Source organism: Microcoleus sp. D2_18a_B4 (genome assembly GCF_036702475.1).
Taxonomy (GTDB): domain Bacteria; phylum Cyanobacteriota; class Cyanobacteriia; order Cyanobacteriales; family Microcoleaceae; genus Microcoleus.
In genome coordinates this window covers 182,995-204,068 of sequence record NZ_JAUBTL010000002.1, presented here as the reverse complement: position 1 = coordinate 204,068, position 21,074 = coordinate 182,995, and the positions used below count along the sequence as shown (strand labels likewise).

Here is a 21,074-nt window from a genome sequence, read left to right as displayed (position 1 = left end):
ATAAGTGTATTGTTGTCCTACTTTTGATATGCTGACAAAAGTGAGTGCAAAAACCGCGATTGAAGTATGACAGGCAATATAGGACAACTGACTGCTTTAAGCGATCGACCTTATATAGTATTAAGCAATCAAGGCGAGATTTTACAGTTAGAGTTAAAACAGCAGCAGCACGTATTGGGGCGCGATCGCACTCGTGCTGATTTAGTCATTCCCGAACCCTGGCGCGCAGTTTCCGGCGTTCACGCTGTTTTGCGCCAAATAGGGGATAATTACTGGATTTACGACGGTGACGGGCAGCGGCCGAGCACTAATGGCTTATTTGTCGATCGCACTCGCATCACTCCCAATGACGGTTATTGTCTGAAAAACGGTACAGAAATTAAAATCGGTCTCGATCCTCAAAATCAAGTTTTGCTGACTTATTTTAATCCGCTGGCGAATCAGGTTGCTGTCCCTAGCAAGCAGTCAATTCTTCTTAAGAATCGGTCGGTTTTGTTGGGTCGCGATCCAAACGCTTCGCTGCAATTAGATGCGCCGCTTGTTTCTAGACGCCACGCCACAATCGACCAAGACAGTCGCGGCAATTATATTTTGCGAGACCACAGCGTTAACGGGGTTTTTGTTAACGGTCAGCGAGTGACAAATTCTGTACAGTTGTCCGAGGGAGATGCAATTCGGATCGGCCCGTTTACTCTAACTTACCGCAGCGGTGAGTTGGAGATGCAAGACTCAGGCCATCAAATTCGTTTGGATGCTGACAGTCTGGTGATTCCGAAACGTTTGGATAACATCACTTTGGCGATCGAACCGGGGCAGTTTGTGGCTTTAGTCGGCGGTAGCGGCGCTGGCAAATCTACTTTAATGCGGACGCTTTTAGGCATCGAAAAAACTACTAACGGCGCTGTATTTCTTAATGGCGACAACCTGCGCCAAAACTTCAATATTTACCGCAATCAAATTGGTTACGTGCCTCAAGATGATATTGTACACGCAGATTTGACAGTAGAAGAAGTCTTGAGTTATGCAGCTAAATTGCGCTTACCTCCCGATACAGATGTCAAGCAGGTAGTCGCCAAAACTTTAGAAGATATTGAAATGACTCACCGTCGCAAGGCTTTGGTAAAACAGCTTAGTGGCGGACAGCGGAAGCGGGTCAGTATTGGAGTTGAACTGTTAGCAGACCCGAAACTTTTCTTTTTAGATGAACCGACTTCAGGACTCGATCCGGGTTTGGATAAGAAGATGATGCAACTGCTGCGAAAGTTGGCAAATCAAGGCCGGACGGTGATTCTGGTGACTCACGCGACGGCAAATATCACGATGTGCGATCGTATTGTTTTTATGGGTCGCGGCGGACGCCTTTGTTACTTCGGCCCGCCTAGGGAAGCGCTCGATTTTTTCGATATCAAAACTGGCGATTTTGCAGACATTTACAACGAATTAGAAACAGGAGAAACCAACGTTCAAAGCTGGGCAGAAAAGTTTAATAAATCTCCCTACTATCAGCGCTATATTGTCAACCACTTCAGCAGAAGCCAGGCTAATGCAAAAATACATTCTGCACCTTCTGCACCAAAATCTCAATCTTTTGTCAAACAACTCGTTTTGCTCGCCCAGCGCTATTTTCAACTCGTTTCCCGCGACTTAGTTAACTTTAGTTTAGCTCTTTTAACGGCTCCGATCGGCATTAGTTTGCTGCGGCTAGCCGTCAGAGATAAAGACCCGTTAATTGGCGCACCGGAGGCAACTTTAGCACCTTTGGCGCTCAGAGTTTTATTTGTATTTACCTGCGCGGCGATTTGGGTAGGGCTGGCAACTTCTCTGCAAGAAATTGTCAAAGAATCTGCTATTTATCTGCGCGAACGTTTGGTCAATTTAGGATTGTTTGCTTATTTAGGCTCAAAAGTTTTTATACTTTCTGGTTTGGCAGTATTGCAAACGCTGTTAATGGTAGGAGTTATTCTGATTGCTTTTAAATCCCCCGAACCGAGTTTTATTTCCTGGCCTGTGGGAGCAAGTATTACCACCTTCCTAACTTTAATGAGCTGCATAAGCCTTGGATTAGTCGTTTCCGCGATTGTTAAAAATAGCTCTCAAGCTAACAGCGCTTTGCCTCTATTATTGTTGCCTCAAATTATTTTTTCAGGAGTTTTGTTTAAGATGGAAGGTGCGGCGAGCAAGTTTTCTTGGCTGATGTTAAGCCGCTGGTCTGTGGGTGCTTACGGCTCTTTAGTTAATGTGAATGAGATGGTTCCCGCGCCTACTACATTACCGGACGGGAGTACGCTTCCTCAGCCGTTTGAGCCTACTCCTGTTTACGATCCAACGTGGGAAAATTTGGGTTTAAATTGGGGTATTTTGTGCGTGCATATTTTCGTTTATTTGATGTTGACTCTGTGGTTGCAGAAGCGGAAGGATATTTTATAATTAAAATTACGCTTTTTTAACTCACAGTTCATTATCAAATCAGATCATTGGAGGAATAAATGTTAGTTAAAACCAACGCAGTAGTAGAAATTGCTGCATCGCCTGAAGTAGTCTTTGATTTTGTTACGTCCCTGTCAAATCTGCCCAAAGTCTTTCGCGGATATGGCCCAATTCCAGCAATTATTAAAGCTGAGATGGCAGATGGTGGAGAAATGCGCGAAGGCGGCGTGCGGCGGATAGAAAATTCCGACACTTCGGTGATTGATGAAGAAATCATTACTTTCAAAAAGCCAGAAAGACAAACCTACCGACTGGTTAGAGGGTTTAAGTTTCCGATTTCTCTACTCATTGAGTCTGGTGGCGGAGATTGGAATTTCACTGCTACAGCAAAGGGAACTCGGATTGATTGGGAGTTTTATTTTATGCTGACTTCTCCGGTATTCTATCCCCTTGGGTTGTTGCTAGTTCAGGTTTTTATGCAAAAAGCTATGCAGCAGTGTTTAGATAATATTCAAGAATATTTGGCTAACCCAAGCGAATAGATTGTATGAATTATTGGCTAATGAAGTCGGAACCCGATGTTTATAGTATTGCGAATTTGAAGCACGATCGCACTTCTATTTGGGATGGCGTTCGCAACTATCAAGCTCGCAATTTTATGCGAGAAATGAGTCGGGGAGATTTAGTATTTTTTTACCATTCTAATACTAAATTTCCGGGTATTGTCGGGTTAGTGCGCGTCGTGGAAACAGGGATTGCTGACCCAACTCAGTTCGATATGAATAGCGAATATTACGATCCTAAATCGCCGTTTGATGCTCCTCGCTGGCAAACGGTGAGAGTTGAGTTTGTTGAGGAATTTGCTAAATTAATATCTTTGGATGAACTGAAACAAAAGTTTAGTGCTGATGAGATTTTGGTGGTTAGGAAAGGCAATCGGTTATCGGTGATGCCCGTATCTGAAAGTGCGGCACAGAAGATTTTGAAGATGAAGTAGGAGAAAAGAGGAAAATAGATCCCGATGTCGATCCGTATAGTGAGAATAGGAGATTTAAACTGATTATATTATTTGGAGTTTTCGATGATTAGCGATCGCCTGTCCCACCTGCAATCTCAAGTCCAAAGCTACTACAAGCAACTCGCTGGCAGGGAAAAAGCGAAACTGTTGGCACGCTTTGAAGACAAGGAACTGCTTCAGCAGGGAATTGACGCACTCAAAGAAGAACTCCGTAGCGTTGAAGGAGAGTATTGGCTGTGCTGGCGGGCGGAAATTCGCGGATTGACGATTCTCGAAGCAGATGCCGAAATAGTTGCGAGTCAATTGGTGGGGGAAGTGGAGTTTCTGGAGATGGAACCTGCGGTTCAGAGGAATGCTGAATTGATGACGGTGTTACAGGAAATCAAAGCGGAATTGAGTAAGCCGGGAATTCCGGCGGCGGGAAAACTCAAAGCAGCGATTCCGTTGTTGCCGGGATTAATTTCCTATGAGATGGAGTTGGATACGGAAGGATTGTTGCGGCGGGTATTTCCCACGTTTTGTAACTTGGCAGACAAACTAAAAAAGTAACGCCCTCCGAAACACCCCCAACTTCGGAGGAGAACCCGCAAAGGACAACGGAGAACCCGCAAAGGACAACGGAGAACCCGCAAAGGACAAAAAGGGTTTGGCTAGTTGTAGGGGCGATCGGGTTATTGACTCTCGGTGGTGGCGGTATAGGTTTGCATTTTCTACAACCTCAGTTATCACCTCTGTGTCTCATACAACAGTGCGAACAAAAAACGAAAACTGTAACGGTTCTGTTAGCGGAGTTTGATGGGGTAGATGCGAAAAATTATCGCGTCACAGAAACGATTTTACATAATTTGCAGGAGGCAACTAAAAATTACCCAACCGTGAAAATTTTGCCCCTAAAACAAGCGATTAGTCAGCAGGAAGGTAAAGATAAAGCGCGGGAATTGGGCAAGAATAAAAATGCGGATATTGTGATTTGGGGTTGGTATGGCAAGACGCAGCAGAAAGCCCTAGTCAGCGTGAATTTTGAGATTCTTTCAGCAGCAAAGGATTATATCGATGTAGGTAAGCAAGTGCAGGGAGAACCTCGCAACATGGCGGTGGCTTCGCTAGAACATTTTGAGATACAATTCAATTTAGCGCAGGAACTGAAATATTTAACGTTGGTGACATTGGGGGTGTCTGCTTATGCAGCGGATGATTGGGATAATGCTATTAAGCAACTAACGGCAGCACTTTCTGTGGCTAAACCAAATAAAGCTGCACTTGACCCAGCCACTATCTATTTCTATCGCGGCAATGCTTACGACAATAAAGGGGAATACGATCGCGCTATTGAGGATTACAATCAATCCCTTCTACTCAATCCTAAATTCGCAGTAGCCTTCAACAATCGCGGCAGTGCTTACGGCAATAAAGGGGAATACGGTGGCGCCATTGCCGATTTCAATCAAGCCCTAAAACTCAATCCTAAATTCGCAGAAGCCTTCTACAATCGCGGTCTTGCTTACCGCAATAAAGGGGAATACGATGGCGCCATTGCCGATTACACTCAAGCCATAAAACTCAATCCTAAATTCGCAGAAGCCTTCAACAATCGCGGCAATGTTTACCGCACTAAAGGGGAATACGAGGCCGCCATTGTCGATTTCAATCAAGCCATAAAACTCAATCCTAAATATGCAGAAGCCTTCTACAATCGCGGCAGTGCTTACGGCAATAAAGGGGAATACGATCGCGCCATTGGCGATTTTAATCAATCCCTTCTACTCAATCCTAAATATGCAGCAGCCTTCAACAGTCGCGGCATTGCTTACGGGAATAAAGGGGAATACGATGGCGCAATTGCCGATTTTAATCAAGCCATAAAACTCAATCCTGAATTCGCAGAAGCCTTCTATAATCGCGGTCTTGCTTACCGCAATAAAGGGGAATACGATGGTGCCATTGCCGATTACACTCAAGCCATAAAACTCAATCCTAAATACGCAGAAGCCTTCAACAATCGCGGCAATGTTTACCGCACTAAAGGGGAATACGATGGCGCCATTGCCGATTTCAATCAAGCCATAAAACTCAATCCTAAATATGCAGAAGCCTTCTACAATCGCGGCAGTGCTTACGGCAATAAAGGGGAATACGATCGCGCCATTGAGGATTTCAATCAAGCCCTAAAACTCAATCCTAAATATGCAGCAGCCTTCTACAATCGCGGCAGTGTTTACAACGATAAAAAGGAATACGATCGCGCCATTGAGGATTACAATCAAGCCATTCAACTCAATCCTAAAGATGCAGAAGCATTCTATAATCGTGGCATTGCTTATGAACTCAAAGGCGACAAAGTAAAAGCAATTGAAAGCTATCGCCAAGCTTTAGCCGTCGCTCAAGATCCGCAGGTGAAGGAGTTGGCCCAGCGGAAGCTGAAAGAACTGGAAGGGAAGTAATTTTAGGTTTCAGCGATTGAGAATGTCCTAACCGTCTTGGCAGTTCCTATATAGCAAGCCTAAATTATTTTTGTAATTTTGTAGGGGCAATCCCCCCGTGGTTGCCCCGATCGATCTGGGGCGGGCACGGGGGCGCCGCCCCTACATTCTCCTAAAGACCGGCCGCACAAACAGCCGCACCAATTAACCCTACATTGGGATTCAAAACCAATCGAACTGGCATCATTTCTAACAGCGAATCCATCCGGCCTTTGTGCGTAAAAGCTCGCATGAAACCCCCTTCTAGAATCAGCGGCAAAATCTTAGCAGCAATGCCGCCAGCTACGTACAAACCGCCGTAAGGTAACAGTGTCACAGCCAGATTTCCCGCCACTGCACCGTAAGCTTCTACAAACATTTGCATTGTTTGTTCGGAAAGCCGATCGCACTTTTTGAGGGCCGCCTGTGCAATTGTCGCCCCCGGATCGACAGTCTTTTCAGTTTTCCCGATTTCTGACTCCCATTTTTTGATAACTTCCCCTACCTCCGACGATTCAGGAGCAAACTTTCTGTCCCGCAAAAACTGGTAAATTGAAACAATCCCTAGTCCCGAAACTACACGCTCGATCGATATTCTTTGAATGTCGTGTTTTGCTAACAAATATTTCAGCAATTCAAACTCCAACTCCGAACGAGGAGCAAAGTCACCGTGCCCCCCTTCCGAAGAAAATACCCTGATGCCATTTGCTTCGGGAATTCCAAAACAATTTCCCAAACCAGTACCCGCACCAATCACAGCAATTGGATCGTGTTGGCGGGGTTTTCCAACTTGCAAAGTGTGCAAATCTCGATCGTCCAAAGCCCACACGCCGTAGCCAACCGCGACAAAATCATTAATTAAACTAACGTGTGATATTCCTAATTCTTGTTCCAGACGCTTCGCATCCAGCCTCCAAGGCAAATTAGTCAGTTTTGCAGTGTTGTTAACCACCGGGCCTGCGATCGCAAAACAAGCTTTTTCAGGCAATGGCGCAAAATCCAATTTCGTAGCAGCTTCCGTCAAAAACTGCTGCACCATCGGCACTAAATCTGGAAACTCCCCGCTCGGATAGCGAAACTCGTAAAGAGCGTTCATTTCACCGTTAACAGTCCTTTCCACTAAACGCAAAATTGTCTTAGTTCCGCCAATATCGCCTGCTAATAATAATGCCATAAATCTCTTTTTCCACCAAAGATAACATTCCCCATTTAAACACCCACAGTATTAATTGCCAACCAAGCCCGCAGCACCTCAGCCACAGTCCAAGCTTGAGCCGTGCAGCCCCGCGGCGAGTGGGGGGCGTCGCCCTCAAAAATTTCGCCCAGACTGCCAACTCCGCCGGCTCTTATATGATGTGCCATCGGTTCTAGGAATTCGCGAGCTTGTGCTGGATCTTTGTATACGTGCAAGTGCGCCAAGACAAACGGGCCAATCAGCCAGCCCCAAACTGTGCCCTGGTGGTACGCGCTGTCGCGCTGCAATTGGTCGCCTCCGTATGCGCCGCGATACTGCGGGTGCTGCGGCGAGAGGCTGCGGAGGCCGACAGAAGTCAGAAGCTGTTGAGCGCAGGCGTCCACCACGCCGCGCTGCTGGATGGGCGTCAGTAACGGTGTATAGCGGGTTTCCTGGCGCATCGCCGCTGACAAGGAGTTGGCGGAGTGAGGAGGAATCGAGTCTAGGGGCAAGGATACGGCGAATATCTGGTTGGGCCGCAGCGAGGTATCGTGTCCGTCTGGGCCGTCGATAACGTCGTAACAGTAACCAGTTGAGGCGTTCCAGAAGCGAGGGAATCCGGCGGCCGTTCGATCGCCCAATTGCTGGTATTCATTGTGAGGCTTGCCCAATTTTCGAGCAAAACTTGCCATAGCTTGTATAGCATTGTACCAAAGCGCGCTGAGTTCGATCGGCTTACCAATCCGAGGCGTCACCACCCAATCGCCGATTTTCGCGTCCATCCAAGTCAGTTGCACGCCGGTTTCGCCCGCGTAGATTAAACCGTCATCGGGATCGACGCGGATGTTATACCGAGTTCCCTGTATGTGCCAGTCAACAATCTCACATAGAGTAGGCCAGAGTTCGCTCAAAAGTTCGTCGTCCCCCGTGGCATCAATATAAGCGCGAATTGCCTCAAAGTACCACAGAGTGGCATCTGCGGTGTTGTATTCCGGTTCGCCGCCCGCATCCGGGAAGCGGTTCGGCAGCATCCCCCGATCGACATACCGCGCAAATGTCCGCAAAATCGATCGCGCAATTTCCCATCGCCCGGTACAGATTGTGAGACCGGGCAGGGCGATCGTCGTGTCGCGCCCCCAGTCGCTGAACCAGGGATATCCGGCGATAATCGTTTTGCCTGCGGGTTCCTCCGGTAGCGGGCGGCTGACGATAAATTGGTCGGCGGCTAGCACTAAGTGATTGATCCAGTCGGGAGATTCGCTCACTTTTGACCATTTTTCCAGCACTTCTCCCTCATAAGTGCGACGAACTTCTAAAGCTGTACCGCCGTTGAGTTCGGTATTTTTCTCGGTGCTGGCTATCAATGTGAGAGAACTTCCCGGTGCGATCGTCATGTGAAAAGTCGCCGCGTGCAAGTGATCCTCGCAGTAGTCCAATCCGCGCCGCTTTTCGGCTGCTAGGTCAAATCCGTAATGCCAATTGTATAAAGGCGTAGAAACTCGAAAATTCGCCTCTGGTTCGGCATCCGTCAGCAGGTACAGGGGTACAGACTTGGGAAATGCAGTCACGCAAACCCCGCGTTCTAAGGTCTGTAGGCTCATCTGCCAGTCGCCGACGCTCGTTGTGTGGTGGTAGTCGCGATAGTTGACTAGGGCTTTGACAGCGAGGGCGATCGGTTGTGAGGCGCGGTGCAAGCGGTATTGAATATATGTTGTGTTAGCACCTTGCTGCATCCAAATCCGCTTTTCCAGGATAGCGTCGGCGAGAGCAAACCTCCAAACAGGCGTCGTGCCTTCTAGGTGAAAGCTTTCGATGTATTTGTAGCCGTGGGGTTCCATCGTCGCGTCGGCCCAGCGGTTTGTATAAAGCGGATAGGCGCGATCGTTATACACAGCCGTCTCGTCCAGCTTGGCGAGCATCAAAGTGCGTCCCAGCGGGGGTTTGAGGGCGGCTATCAGCAAGCCGTGATAGCGGCGGGTGAGGAGATTTGCGATCGTCCCGCTAGCGTAACCGCCGATCCCGTTTGTGACCAACCACTCCCGAGACTCCGCCGAGTCGAGATTGCAGCAGATTTCCCGTCCAAAAGCCATAACCATAAAGTCCACACTCGCGCTGATTTTTTACCTACCTTTAGGTAGATTTTCGACATGATATCAACCAGAAATATTAACGCTTGCAGGCCGTTAATTTGGCGATCGGCCCCGTGCCGATTCCTGCTCTAATTTAAGCCTAACCAACCGCTAATTTTGCCCCTTACCCAATTTTCCCCTTTGATGCCTCTGTCTAAAGTTAGTTGTTTGTTATATTAAGTAATATTACCGTCTAAACAGGCGCTGAACGTTAAGGGCAAGCATTTGATAGCGCGTCGGGCGATCGAACTACCAACCTATTTTATAAGGAGAACAGCTCAAAGTGAAGATAGGAGCAAATTACCTCGGCAATAACCAATGTGAATTTACCGTTTGGGCGCCCACCCTCAAACAAATCGCCGTCCAAATTGTTTCTCCCAAAAAACGCCTGATACCCCTGCAACAATCCGCAGAAGGTTATTGGCAAACCACAGCTACAGACATCGAACCAGGAACCCTTTACACTTATCAAATCGAAGGAAAAACCGACCGACCAGACCCAGCCTCAAAATATCAACCCCAAGGCGTGCACGCTCCGTCGCAAGTAATAGATGAAAATATTTTTACTTGGACTGACACAAATTGGCAAGGCGTGCCGCTAGCCGAAATGATTATTTACGAACTGCACGTCGGCACATTCACCCAAGCCGGAACATTTGAAGCAATAATTCCCCAGCTAAAACAACTTAAAGAATTGGGCATCAACGCCATCGAAATAATGCCAGTAGCCCAATTTCCGGGCGAGCGAAACTGGGGATATGACGGCGTATATCCCTACGCGGTTCAAAACTCCTACGGCGGCCCCGAAGGCTTCAAAACACTTGTCAACGCCTGCCACGAACAGGGCATTTCAGTAATTCTCGATGTAGTTTACAACCACCTCGGCCCCGAAGGAAACTATCTCAGGGACTTCGGCCCCTACTTTACCTCAAAATACGGCTCGATTTGGGGAGACCCCCTCAACTTCGACGACGCCTACAGCGACGGCGTGCGTAACTACTTTCTTGAAAACGCCCTCTACTGGTTTCGAGACTATCACATCGATGCCCTGAGATTAGATGCCATTCAAGCAATATTTGAAGTAGGTGCAAGACCTTTTTTACAAGAACTATCCGATGCCACAGCCGATATTTCCCAAGAACTAGGACGGCAACTTTACTTAATAGCCGAAAGTGACTTAAATGATGTCCGCACTATACGTCCCAAAGAACTCGGTGGCTTCGGACTAGACGCCCAATGGTGCGATGATTTCCACCACGCACTGCACGCTTTGCTCACCGGAGAAGACGACCGATACTACCAAGATTACGGCAAGTGCGAACACTTAGAAAAAGCCTTCAAAGAAAGCTTTGTTTACTCCGGTCAGTACGCCCCCCACAGAAAGCGGAAACACGGCAATTCTGTTAAGGATGAACCGGGTCATAAATTTCTGGTGTTTGCCCAAACCCACGACCAAATCGGCAACCGCATTTTGGGAGACCGACTATCCAAAATAGTTGACTTTGAAGGATTGAAACTTGCAGCAGGCACTGTCTTAATTTCTCCCTACATTCCCTTCTTTTTTATGGGAGAAGAATACGGAGAAGAAGCACCGTTTTTTTACTTCGTTTCCCACTCGGACGAAAACTTAATTGAAGCTATCCGCAAAGACAAACAACAAGAATTTAAAATCTTTGAAGGCCGAGGCGAGTTTCAAGACCCCCAGAGTCCTGAGACTTTCGATAAGTGTAAGTTAAACTGGGAAAAACAAACCGAAGGCAAACACAAAATCCTTTGGGAATGGCACCAACATTTGATTCACCTGCGGCGGACAATACCAGCCCTTAAAAAACTCGACAAAAACAGTCTAGAAGTGTCCAGCATTGAAGCGGAAAAAATCTTATTTCTACGTCGTTGGACAGATGACAGCCAGATATTCTGCATTCTAAACTTCAACAGGCAAGAGGTAGCTTTTACGGCTGCACTTCCCCAAGGCAACGGTCACAAAATTTTAGACTCTGCTGATGAAAAATGGATGGGTTCAGGTTCTAGCTTGCCTGAAAAGATAACTTCAGAGCAAAAATTGACCGTTAAACCGCAGAGTTTCGCACTCTACGAATTAGAATAATTAAAAGTCGAGGCAGAGCCTCAAATACAGGCGTTCCTAGGCAGAGCCTAGGAACAAGAAACGGGAGGCAGAGCCTCTCTCATTCCCAGGCATAGCCTGGGAATGCAGTTCAGGAGGCTCTGCCTCATATATTCTTAAAAAAGAAAACCCTAAACAAGCAGGAGTAAAATTAACATGATGAGAATTCCCACAACAACTTATCGGATTCAATTTCATGGAGGTTTTAACTTTGAAGCCGCCAAACAAATCCTTAGCTATCTGGAAGATTTAGGAATTACCGACGTTTACGCTTCACCCATATTTAAAGCCAGAAAAGGCAGCTCTCACGGATACGATGTGGTTGACTCAAATCAGATCAATCCCGATTTGGGAACATCAGAAAATTTTGAAGCCCTCACATACGAAATCAAGAAACGGAACATGGGATGGCTGCAAGATATTGTTCCGAATCACATGGCTTACGATACTCAAAATTTGCTGCTGTTAGACGTATTGGAACACGGGCCAGATTCCGACTATTTTGATTACTTTGATATTGAATGGAATCACGCTTACGAACATCTCAGGGGTCGAGTGCTGGCTCCGCTGCTGGGCAATTTTTATGGAGAGTGTCTGGAAAATGGCGAGATTCAACTCAAATACAGCGAAATTGGGCTGAGTATCAATTATTATAGCTTACAATTGCCAGTAAGAATTGAATCTTATGCTAAATTTATCAGTCAGAATTTGGGGCAGTTAGCCAGAGAATTAGGCAGACGCCATCCAGATTTTATCAAGTTTTTAGGAATTCTTTATTTGATTAAAAATACCCCTTCAGAAACTAAAGGTAAAACCAGATACGATCAGATAGCTTTTGTCAAAGGACTGCTGTGGGAACTCTACAATCAAAATCCCCTTGTACAGGAATTCATAGATGAAAATATCAAAGTTTTTAACGGAGAAAAGGGAAATCCCGAAAGCTTTAATTTGCTAGACGAATTGCTTTCCGAGCAGTTTTACCGTCTGGCTTTCTGGAAAGTGGGGGCCGAAGAAATTAACTACCGAAGGTTTTTTACAGTCAACGAACTTATTTCGGTAAAAGTTGAAGAGATTAAAGTTTTTCACAAAAACCATGCTCTGATATTCGACATGGTTGATGAGGAAAAGTTTACCGGATTGAGAATCGACCACATCGACGGACTGTACGATCCCACAGAATATTTGAAACGGCTCCGGGAGAAAACCCCAGACACTTACATCACTGTTGAAAAGATTCTGGAACACGAAGAAGATTTGCCGTCATATTGGCCGATTGAGGGAACTAGCGGCTACGACTTTTTGAATTACGTAAACGGCGTTTTTTGTCGGTGCGATCGCGAGCAGCAATTTACCGAAATATATCAGAGATTTACTCGCTTGAACGTTCCCTACGAACAGTTGTTTTTAGATAAAAAAGGACTGATTGTTGAGAAAAATTTGGCGGGAGACGTAGACAATCTAGCTCAACTTTTGAAGAATATCTCTGGTCAATCGAGACAGGGAAATGACTTTACTCGTCCCGGTTTGGAAAAAGCATTGGCGGCTGTTTTGACAATTTTTCCAGTCTACCGAACTTATATCAATCAAGACGGTTTGAGAGAGTCCGATCGCACTTACGTAAAATATGCGATCGCCCATGCCAAACAACAAGTACCCCGACTCCTCAAGGAACTTAAATTTATCGAAACGGTGCTGTTACTCGAAGAAGAAGAAACTCTAACACCAGAACAAAAAGAGCAGCGCCGGCACTTTGTAATGAAACTCCAGCAGTTGACAGGCCCATTAATGGCAAAAGGCGTTGAAGACACCCTTTTATACGTCTACTATCGGCTTTTATCCCTCAACGAAGTGGGAGGAAATCCCAGTCAGTTCGGCGTGTCGCTGGTAGATTTTCACGAGTTCAACCAAAAGCAGCAAGTAGCTTGGCCGCACAAAATGAATGCTACAGCTACCCACGATACAAAACGCGGCGAAGATGTGCGAGCCAGAATAAACGTTTTGTCAGAAATTCCCGATGAATGGGAACAGCAAGTCAGGTCTTGGAGAGAGGTAAACTCTTCTAAGAAAGTCAACTTTGTGAATCGAATGGTTCCAGATACTAATGACGAATACTTCCTGTACCAAACTCTGCTAGGCAGTTTTCCCTTTGAGGGAATTGAAAACACTGATTATGTCGATCGCCTGAAAGATTATGTCATTAAAGCTGTCCGCGAAGCAAAAGTTTATACGGCTTGGCTGAGACCGGATAACGACTACGAAGCTGGTTTTATGACCTTTGTCGATAGCGTTCTCGAACCTTCGGAACAAAATCCGTTTCTCAACAAGTTTATACCTTTCTGTAAAAAAGTAGCTAATTACGGAATTTTCAATTCTTTATCTCAAACGCTGCTGAAAATCACGGCTCCGGGCGTTCCCGACATTTATCAAGGGACGGAATTTTGGGATTTAAGCCACGTCGATCCCGATAACCGCCGTCCCGTTGATTATGAGCGCAGAATCGAGGTTTTGCGGGAAATTAAAGAGCAAGCTCAGACGGATATTTTGCAACTGGTTGAAGATTTGATGGCGACGCGAGAAGACGCTAGAATTAAGTTGTTTTTGACGGCAAGAGCGCTAGACGCGAGAAAAAAATACTTGCAAGTTTTTCAATCAGGCGACTATGTGCCCCTGCAAGCAGTTGGCACGTTTAAAGATAATGTTGTTGCCTTTGCCAGAAGCTTTGGAGAGACTACCGTTATTGTCATTGCTCCCCGGTTTTTGACGGGAATTGTCAAACCGGAAGAAATGCCGATCGGCAAACAAATCTGGAAAGATACTAATTTGAAATTATCCGAACAAATGCCGTCGGTTTGGAAAGATGCAATTACAAATCAGGCCGTAGAAAGTAACGGTACGTTGGCAATTGGTGAAGCTCTGAGTTACTTTCCTGCAGCTCTGCTGATCGGTAAAAAATAGCAATTAAAAGCTGGAAAATTCAAGAATTTTCCGAGATTCCCAAGAGGCGGACTTCAGGCTCTGCCTCAACAATATATTCCTTCCGAGGCACAGCCTGGAAGTAAACGAGTAGGGACAGGGCAATGCCCTGTCCCTTTTCAGAATTGATATTAAACCTGATTGGAAGCCAAAAAACCGATCGCCCCTACCAACCAAACAAAATTTATACCACAAAGACGGCAAATACAACACAACGTATACGGTTTGCCACAATACCCGAATCGATCGCACACCGTACATTGGGAAGAGTAAAGAAAAGCAGTCAACAACTGTAGCGGTGCAAGCCTCACGGATGCAACCGTCCCCCAACAGGTTCGGTAAATACCCCTTCATCGCAAGGTCTACCGCCCGCAGTATAGAGATCAGCACCCTATCGAAGACTGTATTAAAGCAGGACTCACTACCCGTAAACCGCGAGGTAAAATGGCAGTCCTGAATAACCAGACTATCGCACAGATAAAACACCAAAATTTTGTAGAGATTGGAGCCGGAACACCCCTATGGGAAAAGTAGTTGGAATTGACTTAGGTACGACAAACTCCTGCGTCGCAGTTATGGAAGGCGGCAAACCCACCGTCATAGCCAACGCCGAGGGGGGTCGCACCACACCTTCTGTAGTAGCATATGCTAAAAATGGGGATCAACTTGTCGGACAAATCGCCAAGCGTCAAGCCGTGATGAACGCCGAAAACACCTTTTACTCAGTAAAACGGTTTATCGGGCGTCGGGTTGATGAAGTAACCCACGAAACCACTGAAGTTTCCTACAAAGTTCTCAAAGTCGGCAACAGCCTCAAACTAGACTGTCCCGCCCGTGGCAAGCAATTTGCCCCAGAAGAAATTTCTGCACAAGTTCTCCGCAAACTCGTAGAAGACGCCAGCAAATACCTCGGCGAAACTGTTACCCAAGCGGTAATTACTGTTCCCGCTTACTTCAACGACTCCCAGCGCCAAGCTACGAAAGACGCAGGAAAAATTGCCGGTATAGAAGTGCTGCGGATTATTAACGAACCTACAGCAGCAGCTTTAGCTTACGGGTTAGATAAAAAGAGCAACGAAACCATCCTCGTATTTGACTTAGGTGGCGGTACTTTCGACGTATCTATTCTCGAAGTGGGCGACGGCGTATTTGAAGTGCTAGCAACTTCTGGAGACACTCACCTCGGCGGTGACGACTTCGACAAAAAAATCGTCGATTACATCGCTAATGAATTCCAAAGAGCCGAAGGAATTGACCTTCGCAAAGACAAACAAGCACTGCAACGCCTGACGGAAGCAGCAGAAAAAGCCAAGATTGAGCTTTCGAGCGTTACCCAAGCAGAAATCAACCTGCCGTTTATTACCGCGACTCAAGACGGGCCAAAACACTTGGACACGACTTTGACGCGGGGCAAGTTTGAAGAACTGTGCTCGGATTTGATCGATCGCTCCCGCATCCCTGTTGAAAATGCGATCCGCGACGCCAAATTAGACAAATCTGCAATTAATGAAGTCGTCTTAGTTGGTGGTTCTACGCGGATTCCTGCGGTGCAAGAACTGGTCAAAAAACTCCTTGGCAAAGACCCCAACCAAACGGTAAACCCGGATGAAGTGGTCGCAGTCGGTGCAGCAATTCAAGCCGGCGTACTCTCCGGCGAAGTGAAAGACATCCTGTTGCTCGACGTTACTCCGCTGTCTCTCGGCGTCGAAACCTTGGGTGGCGTGATGACCAAAATCATTCCCCGCAACACCACTATTCCTACCAAGAAGTCGGAAACTTTTTCGACTGCTGTAGACGGCCAAACAAACGTGGAAATTCACGTTTTGCAAGGCGAACGGGAAATGGCAAATGATAACAAGGATTTGGGAACATTCCGCTTAGATGGAGTTCCACCAGCCCCCCGTGGCGTACCTCAAATTGAAGTTACTTTCGATATCGATGCTAACGGTATTTTGAATGTAGCGGCTAAGGATAAAGGTACTGGTAAGGAGCAATCGATTAGCATTACTGGTGCTTCTACTTTGCCCAGCAATGAAGTCGAGCGCATGGTGAAGGAAGCCGAATCGAATGCGGCTGCTGACAAGGAACGTCGCGAAAGGATCGATCGCAAAAACCAAGGCGATTCTTTAGCCTATCAAATTGAGAAGCAGTTGGCAGAATTGGGTGATAAAGTTCCCGCTGCTGACAAGACTAAGGTTGAAGGCTTGATCAAAGACTTGCGCGATGCGATCGCTACTGAAGATGACGATCGCATCAAAACCCTAACAACAGAGTTGCAGCAAGCATTCTACGCTGTCAGCAGCAACCTGTACCAGCAAGCAGGCGGCCCAACTGACGGCCCTGGCGGCCCTGGTGGCCCTGGTGGCTATGGAGACGGCGGCCCCACTGGCGGCGGCGACGACGTGATTGACGCCGACTTCACAGAAGGCAACAAATAGAAGGCTAAATTAAAAGCCCCCAGCTAGAAGCAAGAAACCCGGTTTTGAACAGAAACCGGGTTTCTGTTCTTTCAAAAACAAACCAAAGTCGATCGACTAAAATTACTAAAAATCTTGCTTGAGGCATAGAGACAAAACTAAAATGCTTCAGTAAATATCATAAACTAGCAGTAATATCCAATCCGTTAGCATCGGAATAGTAAATTCGAGTTCACTGTTGACTGTTTACTGTTCACTGTTCACGGCGTCAACAGTCAACCGTCAACAGTCAACATCATTCCGGTGCAACCGGAATCGATATAATATCGCAATCGAGAGCAATTAAATGTCACGTTCTCCTATACAAAATTCCTCCCCAAATACTCCCAGCCCATCTCATGTTGCATCCTTGCGCCGACTCCGCCGCATCAGCCATTTACTCGACAATGCAATTCCGATTCCCGGCACAAAATACCGCATCGGACTCGATCCGATACTGGGACTTATACCGGGCGGCGGCGATTTAATCAGTTCAATTTTTGCAGGATATGTTGTCTTCAAATCCGCTCAAATGGGAGTGCCACAAGAGACTTTAGTCAAAATGGCCACTAACATCGTATTTGATACAGTTGCCGGTACTGTACCCGTTGCCGGAGACTTGTTAGATGTTACTTGGAAAGCTAATGTCAAGAATATAGAATTGCTGGACGCTCATTTAGGTTCCCCGGAACCTGGGAAAAAAGCCGACTGGTTATTTGTGGCGGCTTTGCTGTTGGGTTTGGTGTTAATTGTCGGAGGCGTGATTTTCTTGAGTGTCATGCTTTTTGGGTGGCTATTCCAAGTAATTACAGGGCGTTAATCTTGGGTTGGATGGGCAAGATAAATCCCTCTCTTTATGTCATTCATAGTGATAGCATATAATCGGGAAAGTTCTCCTTAAAAATCATCTTTGAGGATGATTACGGGCATGGAAAAACATCTGGGTTTAACTACTCGTAGGGGGCGTTGCTTTTTTTTATGCCTCAACAAAGAGGGAAAACCTCACAGATTCGTAGATTACAAACAGGGCGCTTGGAAACGGGAGCATCTCACTTTTGCAGCAAAGCTCGAAATTGGAATTAGGAGTCAGGAGTCAGGAGTCAGGAGGAAAGAAGAAGAAGGAAGAAGGAAGGAGCCATAATAAGTGTTTTTACAAATATGAGATGCTCCCCTTGGAAACAAACCCAACACTTTTTTCGCAGCAATACTTAAGAAAAATAATAGGAGTATTAGCTACAAAAAAAACAGTGGCTGCAATCAATGTTCAATAAATAAATACTAAAGTGTGTCTGGGTTGAAAAATTCAACCAACCCCTACCAATAAAAGTTCTGATCCTCTTACGAAGAAGAGATATGTGGCAGAAATCTGAGATATTGCACCATTCTCAAGAACAGGCAAGATGCCTGTTCCACAAGAAAATTCACTCTGAGTAATAAAAAATATCTCTTAAGGGTATTGACAAATATTATTTAATGTGATTTTCAGTCTAAATATTCTTTTAAACTAGCTATTTACCCGATCGCCCTTGAGTCCGATATAGTGATATAATCCAGACTATAATATCAAATTGATATAAATGCTTGAATTATCAGCCCTTGGACTGCTACAGTTGCAACCCCTCCACGGCTACCGGCTAAAGCAAAAACTGGAGCTGTTTATGAGCAGTTGCATCAGCGTCAACTACGGAGCGATTTACCCGCTGCTGAAGCGCTTGGAAGAGCGGGGGGAGATTTCGGTAATAGCCGAAGAAGCCGGAGATGCGGGCTGTCCGCGCAAAATCTACGGAATTACCCCCAAAGGGCGCGAACTCTGGCGGCAAAAAATGCTCGAACACCCTCAAGAAAGCTGGGTTAACAGTGGTTCCCGGTTCCAAATCAAGTTTTTCTTTTTTGGCGACTTAGAACCGGCAGAACGGCTGAAGCTATTGGAACACCGCTTGCGAGCCTGTTACACCAGGCAAGACTACATCGAAAGCCTCAAGAGCGAATATCCACTAACCGATGACTATCAATTCGCCTCTCGCGATCGCTGCAAGTCAGTGCTGGCGTCAGAGATAGAGTGGTTAACCGAGCAACTAGCCAAGGAAAAAAGCGCGATCGCCGGAGTGCGTGACTCCCCAACCTTCGCTGAATCCGCCGACTCCAAGGGAAAATCCTTCCAACTCACCCACTCAGGTGACTCATAAGTAGGATGTGCAATCTTCCCTGCCATCGTAACTTTTGAGAAATAACAAGAAGCTTTCCTAAAAATAATCACTCCCTGGCTTTGCTAACTGCGATCGGACTAAAGCCCTGCACATACCTCAACCTCATTAAAAAGGTACTTTCCCGATTCCATCCTGTTTAAAATCGCTTGTCCTTATTCCCCCATGTTTGAGGGGAACGCCGGAAAATCAAAGATTTCGCCCAAGTCTCAGTCAGAAGTTAAAAAAAATCTAAGTGGTGCTGCCAATGAGTTATTCTAAATCCCCAGAATCCGTCGTTGAAGCTGAAGAGCAAAAACCTCCCACACCGGAACTGCACCCAACCGATGCCGACAGCGATCGACCAGAGGATTTTCCCCCCGTTGGCGATGATCGCCCTGAATCTGTTGCTAAACCCCGATCGCGCTGGCCTCTAATTGCCGCGATCGCGATCGCCACAGGCGCAGCAGGTTTCGGCTGGTACTCGTGGCAATCGGGTCAGAATCGCCCACCGCAACCGGCAGCAGCAGCCCAACCCCCAGCCATACCAGTCAAGCTCGCCGCCGTAAAAACCAGCTCCGTCGAAGATGCTTCCGAATTTGTTAGCAGCTTAGAAGCCAAGCGTTCAGTAGAAATCAAACCCGAAGCAGAAGGGCTAGTCACGGAGATTTTTGTCAAATCCGGGGACTTCATAAATAAAGGGCAAGCCATCGCCCGCATGAAAAGCGACAGCGCCCAAGCTGACTTGAGGCAATCCCAAGCCAACCTGATCCGCGCTCAATCCCACTTAGCCGAATTGCAAGCAGGAGCCAGGCCCGAAGAAATCGCCCAAGCTCAAGCCCAAGTCGCCCAAGCCCAAGCCAACCTCGCTCAACTGCGATCGGGCTCTCGGCCAGAAGAAATTGGTCAAGCCCAAGCCCGCGTTAGCCAAGCTGAAGCCGACCTCGCCGATGCCGAAACAGGTAGCCTCTTAGAAGAAATCGCCCAAGCAAGAGCGCAAATAGAAGCAAGCACAGCCGAAGCAAAGTTAGCCAGCCAGCAGCTTGCCAGATATCAGGCATTGGCAAAAGAAGGCGCAGAATCCGCGAACACTCTTGAGCAATACACCCAAAAAGAAGGCAGCGCCAAAGCCAATCTCCGAGAAGCTCAAAGGCGGTTCCAGCAGCGACAAAAAAACAGACAAGCCGAGATCGATCGCCGGACAGCAGCCTTGCAACAGCAGCGGCAAGCTTTGCAGCAATTGCAAAAGGGTTCGCGCCCAGAGGAAATAGCCAAAGCCGAAGCAGAAGTCGCACAAGCCAAGAGCAGATTAGCGCAGTTAGCAAATGGTACGCGCCAAGAACAACTCGATCAAGCTGAAGCGCAAGTTGCCGAGGCCGCCGCTCAAGTGCGCGGCTTTGAAGTACAACTACAAGAAACTGCGGTCATCGCGCCCTTCGCGGGAGTCATCGGCGACATACCAGTGAAGGTAGGTGATTACTTGCAAAAAGGTGATGCGATCGCCACCCTGACAGAGAACCAATTGCTAGACTTGCGGTTATCAATTCCTTTGGAACGGCAGCCTCAATTACGCTTAGGGCTGCCAGTACAAATGCTCGACGCTCAAGGTAAGGCGATCGCCCAAGGTCAAATCAGTTTTATCTCCCCGAACGTCAGCGCCAATTCTCAAACAATTTTAGCTAAAGCCACCTTTCCCAACCCCAGCGGCGAACTGCTTAATCTCCAGTTTGTAAAAGCTAAAGTCATCTGGAAACAGAGCCCCGGAATTTTAGTTCCAGTAACAGCAGTCACTCGCTTAGGTGGAGAAACTTTTGTCTTCACAGCTCAAAAGCCACAACAGCCAAAACCTGGAATGCCACCTTTAGTAGCGCGGCAAAAGTCCGTGAAATTGGGAACCATTGAGGGGAATAATTATCAAGTTATCGAAGGTTTGCAAGCCGGCGAAAAAATTGTTACGGCAGGCATCCTTAACCTGACAGACGGCGCTCCCCTTATGGCTCAAGAGGAAGGCAAAGGAGCCGGCGAAAAATTACCAGTAGAAAGCAAAAAATAAGGTATGTTGTTGCGCTTCTTCGCTCTTGATATGTGAATTAAAAGCGCTAAAGCGCAACGACGTACCTTACCTGAAAC

Annotated in this window: 14 protein-coding genes; 12 read left to right on the top strand and 2 right to left on the bottom strand. The window is 46.8% G+C overall.

The features are described from left to right. The first annotated feature begins 66 nt into the window (after nt 1–66). The 5 genes from QUB04_RS02250 (at nt 67) to QUB04_RS02230 (ending at nt 5,886) form a co-directional block, all read left to right on the top strand. Entirely contained in the window at nt 67–2,427 is a 2,361-nt protein-coding gene (locus QUB04_RS02250) for an FHA domain-containing protein (protein ID WP_333280485.1), read from the top strand. A 59-nt stretch (nt 2,428–2,486) separates the two neighbouring features. Next, complete coding sequence (locus QUB04_RS02245; RefSeq protein WP_333280484.1) at nt 2,487–2,969, top strand: SRPBCC family protein; 483 nt, start codon at nt 2,487–2,489, stop codon at nt 2,967–2,969. Nucleotides 2,970–2,974: 5 nt separating this feature from the next. Beyond that, nucleotides 2,975–3,424, top strand: coding sequence for an EVE domain-containing protein (locus QUB04_RS02240; RefSeq protein WP_333280482.1), 450 nt, complete (start codon nt 2,975–2,977; stop codon nt 3,422–3,424). 84 nt (nt 3,425–3,508) lie between these two features. Beyond that, nucleotides 3,509–3,994, top strand: coding sequence for a hypothetical protein (locus QUB04_RS02235; RefSeq protein ID WP_333280480.1), 486 nt, complete (start codon nt 3,509–3,511; stop codon nt 3,992–3,994). A gap of 125 nt (nt 3,995–4,119) precedes the next feature. Beyond that, a complete protein-coding gene (locus QUB04_RS02230) occupies nt 4,120–5,886 on the top strand; it encodes a tetratricopeptide repeat protein (protein WP_333280478.1) in 1,767 nt (588 codons plus the stop codon). A gap of 151 nt (nt 5,887–6,037) precedes the next feature. On the opposite strand, the gene QUB04_RS02225 is transcribed toward QUB04_RS02230, so the two are convergent. Both QUB04_RS02225 and QUB04_RS02220 read right to left on the bottom strand, forming a co-directional pair. Then, on the bottom strand, nt 6,038–7,078 hold the full coding sequence (locus QUB04_RS02225; RefSeq protein ID WP_333280476.1) for a glucokinase: 1,041 nt from the start codon (nt 7,076–7,078) through the stop codon (nt 6,038–6,040). A 35-nt stretch (nt 7,079–7,113) separates the two neighbouring features. Continuing rightward, nucleotides 7,114–9,174: an amylo-alpha-1,6-glucosidase gene (locus QUB04_RS02220; RefSeq protein ID WP_333280474.1), complete on the bottom strand. Its 2,061-nt coding sequence runs from the start codon at nt 9,172–9,174 to the stop codon at nt 7,114–7,116. Between the two features lie 316 nt (nt 9,175–9,490). On the opposite strand from QUB04_RS02220, the gene treZ reads away from it, so the two are divergent. The 7 genes from treZ (at nt 9,491) to QUB04_RS02185 (ending at nt 20,997) form a co-directional block, all read left to right on the top strand. Further along, complete coding sequence (gene treZ, locus QUB04_RS02215) at nt 9,491–11,314, top strand: malto-oligosyltrehalose trehalohydrolase (RefSeq protein ID WP_333280472.1); 1,824 nt, start codon at nt 9,491–9,493, stop codon at nt 11,312–11,314. Nucleotides 11,315–11,491: 177 nt separating this feature from the next. Further along, nucleotides 11,492–14,287, top strand: a complete 2,796-nt coding sequence (gene treY, locus QUB04_RS02210) for a malto-oligosyltrehalose synthase (protein WP_333280520.1) — start codon at nt 11,492–11,494, stop codon at nt 14,285–14,287. A 539-nt stretch (nt 14,288–14,826) separates the two neighbouring features. Next, a complete protein-coding gene (gene dnaK / locus QUB04_RS02205; protein WP_333138758.1) occupies nt 14,827–16,743 on the top strand; it encodes a molecular chaperone DnaK in 1,917 nt (638 codons plus the stop codon). Nucleotides 16,744–17,068: 325 nt separating this feature from the next. Next, the gene (locus tag QUB04_RS02200) at nt 17,069–17,581 is read left to right on the top strand and encodes a DUF4112 domain-containing protein (RefSeq protein ID WP_333280470.1); all 513 of its coding nucleotides are present in this window, start codon (nt 17,069–17,071) and stop codon (nt 17,579–17,581) included. A 108-nt stretch (nt 17,582–17,689) separates the two neighbouring features. Beyond that, on the top strand, nt 17,690–17,902 hold the full coding sequence (locus QUB04_RS02195; protein WP_333280468.1) for a hypothetical protein: 213 nt from the start codon (nt 17,690–17,692) through the stop codon (nt 17,900–17,902). Between the two features lie 436 nt (nt 17,903–18,338). Continuing rightward, complete coding sequence (locus QUB04_RS02190) at nt 18,339–18,947, top strand: PadR family transcriptional regulator (RefSeq protein ID WP_333280465.1); 609 nt, start codon at nt 18,339–18,341, stop codon at nt 18,945–18,947. Nucleotides 18,948–19,212: 265 nt separating this feature from the next. Then, complete coding sequence (locus tag QUB04_RS02185; protein ID WP_333280462.1) at nt 19,213–20,997, top strand: efflux RND transporter periplasmic adaptor subunit; 1,785 nt, start codon at nt 19,213–19,215, stop codon at nt 20,995–20,997. Nucleotides 20,998–21,074 lie beyond the last annotated feature (77 nt).

Bases quoted from the DNA above. Each gene is read 5' to 3' on its own strand.
- QUB04_RS02250 (WP_333280485.1), top strand. From the start codon at position 67: ATGACAGGCAATATAGGACAACTGACTGCTTTAAGCGATCGACCTTAT.
- QUB04_RS02245 (WP_333280484.1), top strand. From the start codon at position 2,487: ATGTTAGTTAAAACCAACGCAGTAGTAGAAATTGCTGCATCGCCTGAA.
- QUB04_RS02240 (WP_333280482.1), top strand. From the start codon at position 2,975: ATGAATTATTGGCTAATGAAGTCGGAACCCGATGTTTATAGTATTGCG.
- QUB04_RS02235 (WP_333280480.1), top strand. From the start codon at position 3,509: ATGATTAGCGATCGCCTGTCCCACCTGCAATCTCAAGTCCAAAGCTAC.
- QUB04_RS02225 (WP_333280476.1), bottom strand. From the start codon at position 7,078: ATGGCATTATTATTAGCAGGCGATATTGGCGGAACTAAGACAATTTTG.
- QUB04_RS02220 (WP_333280474.1), bottom strand. From the start codon at position 9,174: ATGGTTATGGCTTTTGGACGGGAAATCTGCTGCAATCTCGACTCGGCG.
- treY (WP_333280520.1), top strand. From the start codon at position 11,492: ATGAGAATTCCCACAACAACTTATCGGATTCAATTTCATGGAGGTTTT.
- dnaK (WP_333138758.1), top strand. From the start codon at position 14,827: ATGGGAAAAGTAGTTGGAATTGACTTAGGTACGACAAACTCCTGCGTC.
- QUB04_RS02200 (WP_333280470.1), top strand. From the start codon at position 17,069: ATGTCACGTTCTCCTATACAAAATTCCTCCCCAAATACTCCCAGCCCA.
- QUB04_RS02195 (WP_333280468.1), top strand. From the start codon at position 17,690: ATGGAAAAACATCTGGGTTTAACTACTCGTAGGGGGCGTTGCTTTTTT.
- QUB04_RS02190 (WP_333280465.1), top strand. From the start codon at position 18,339: ATGCTTGAATTATCAGCCCTTGGACTGCTACAGTTGCAACCCCTCCAC.
- QUB04_RS02185 (WP_333280462.1), top strand. From the start codon at position 19,213: ATGAGTTATTCTAAATCCCCAGAATCCGTCGTTGAAGCTGAAGAGCAA.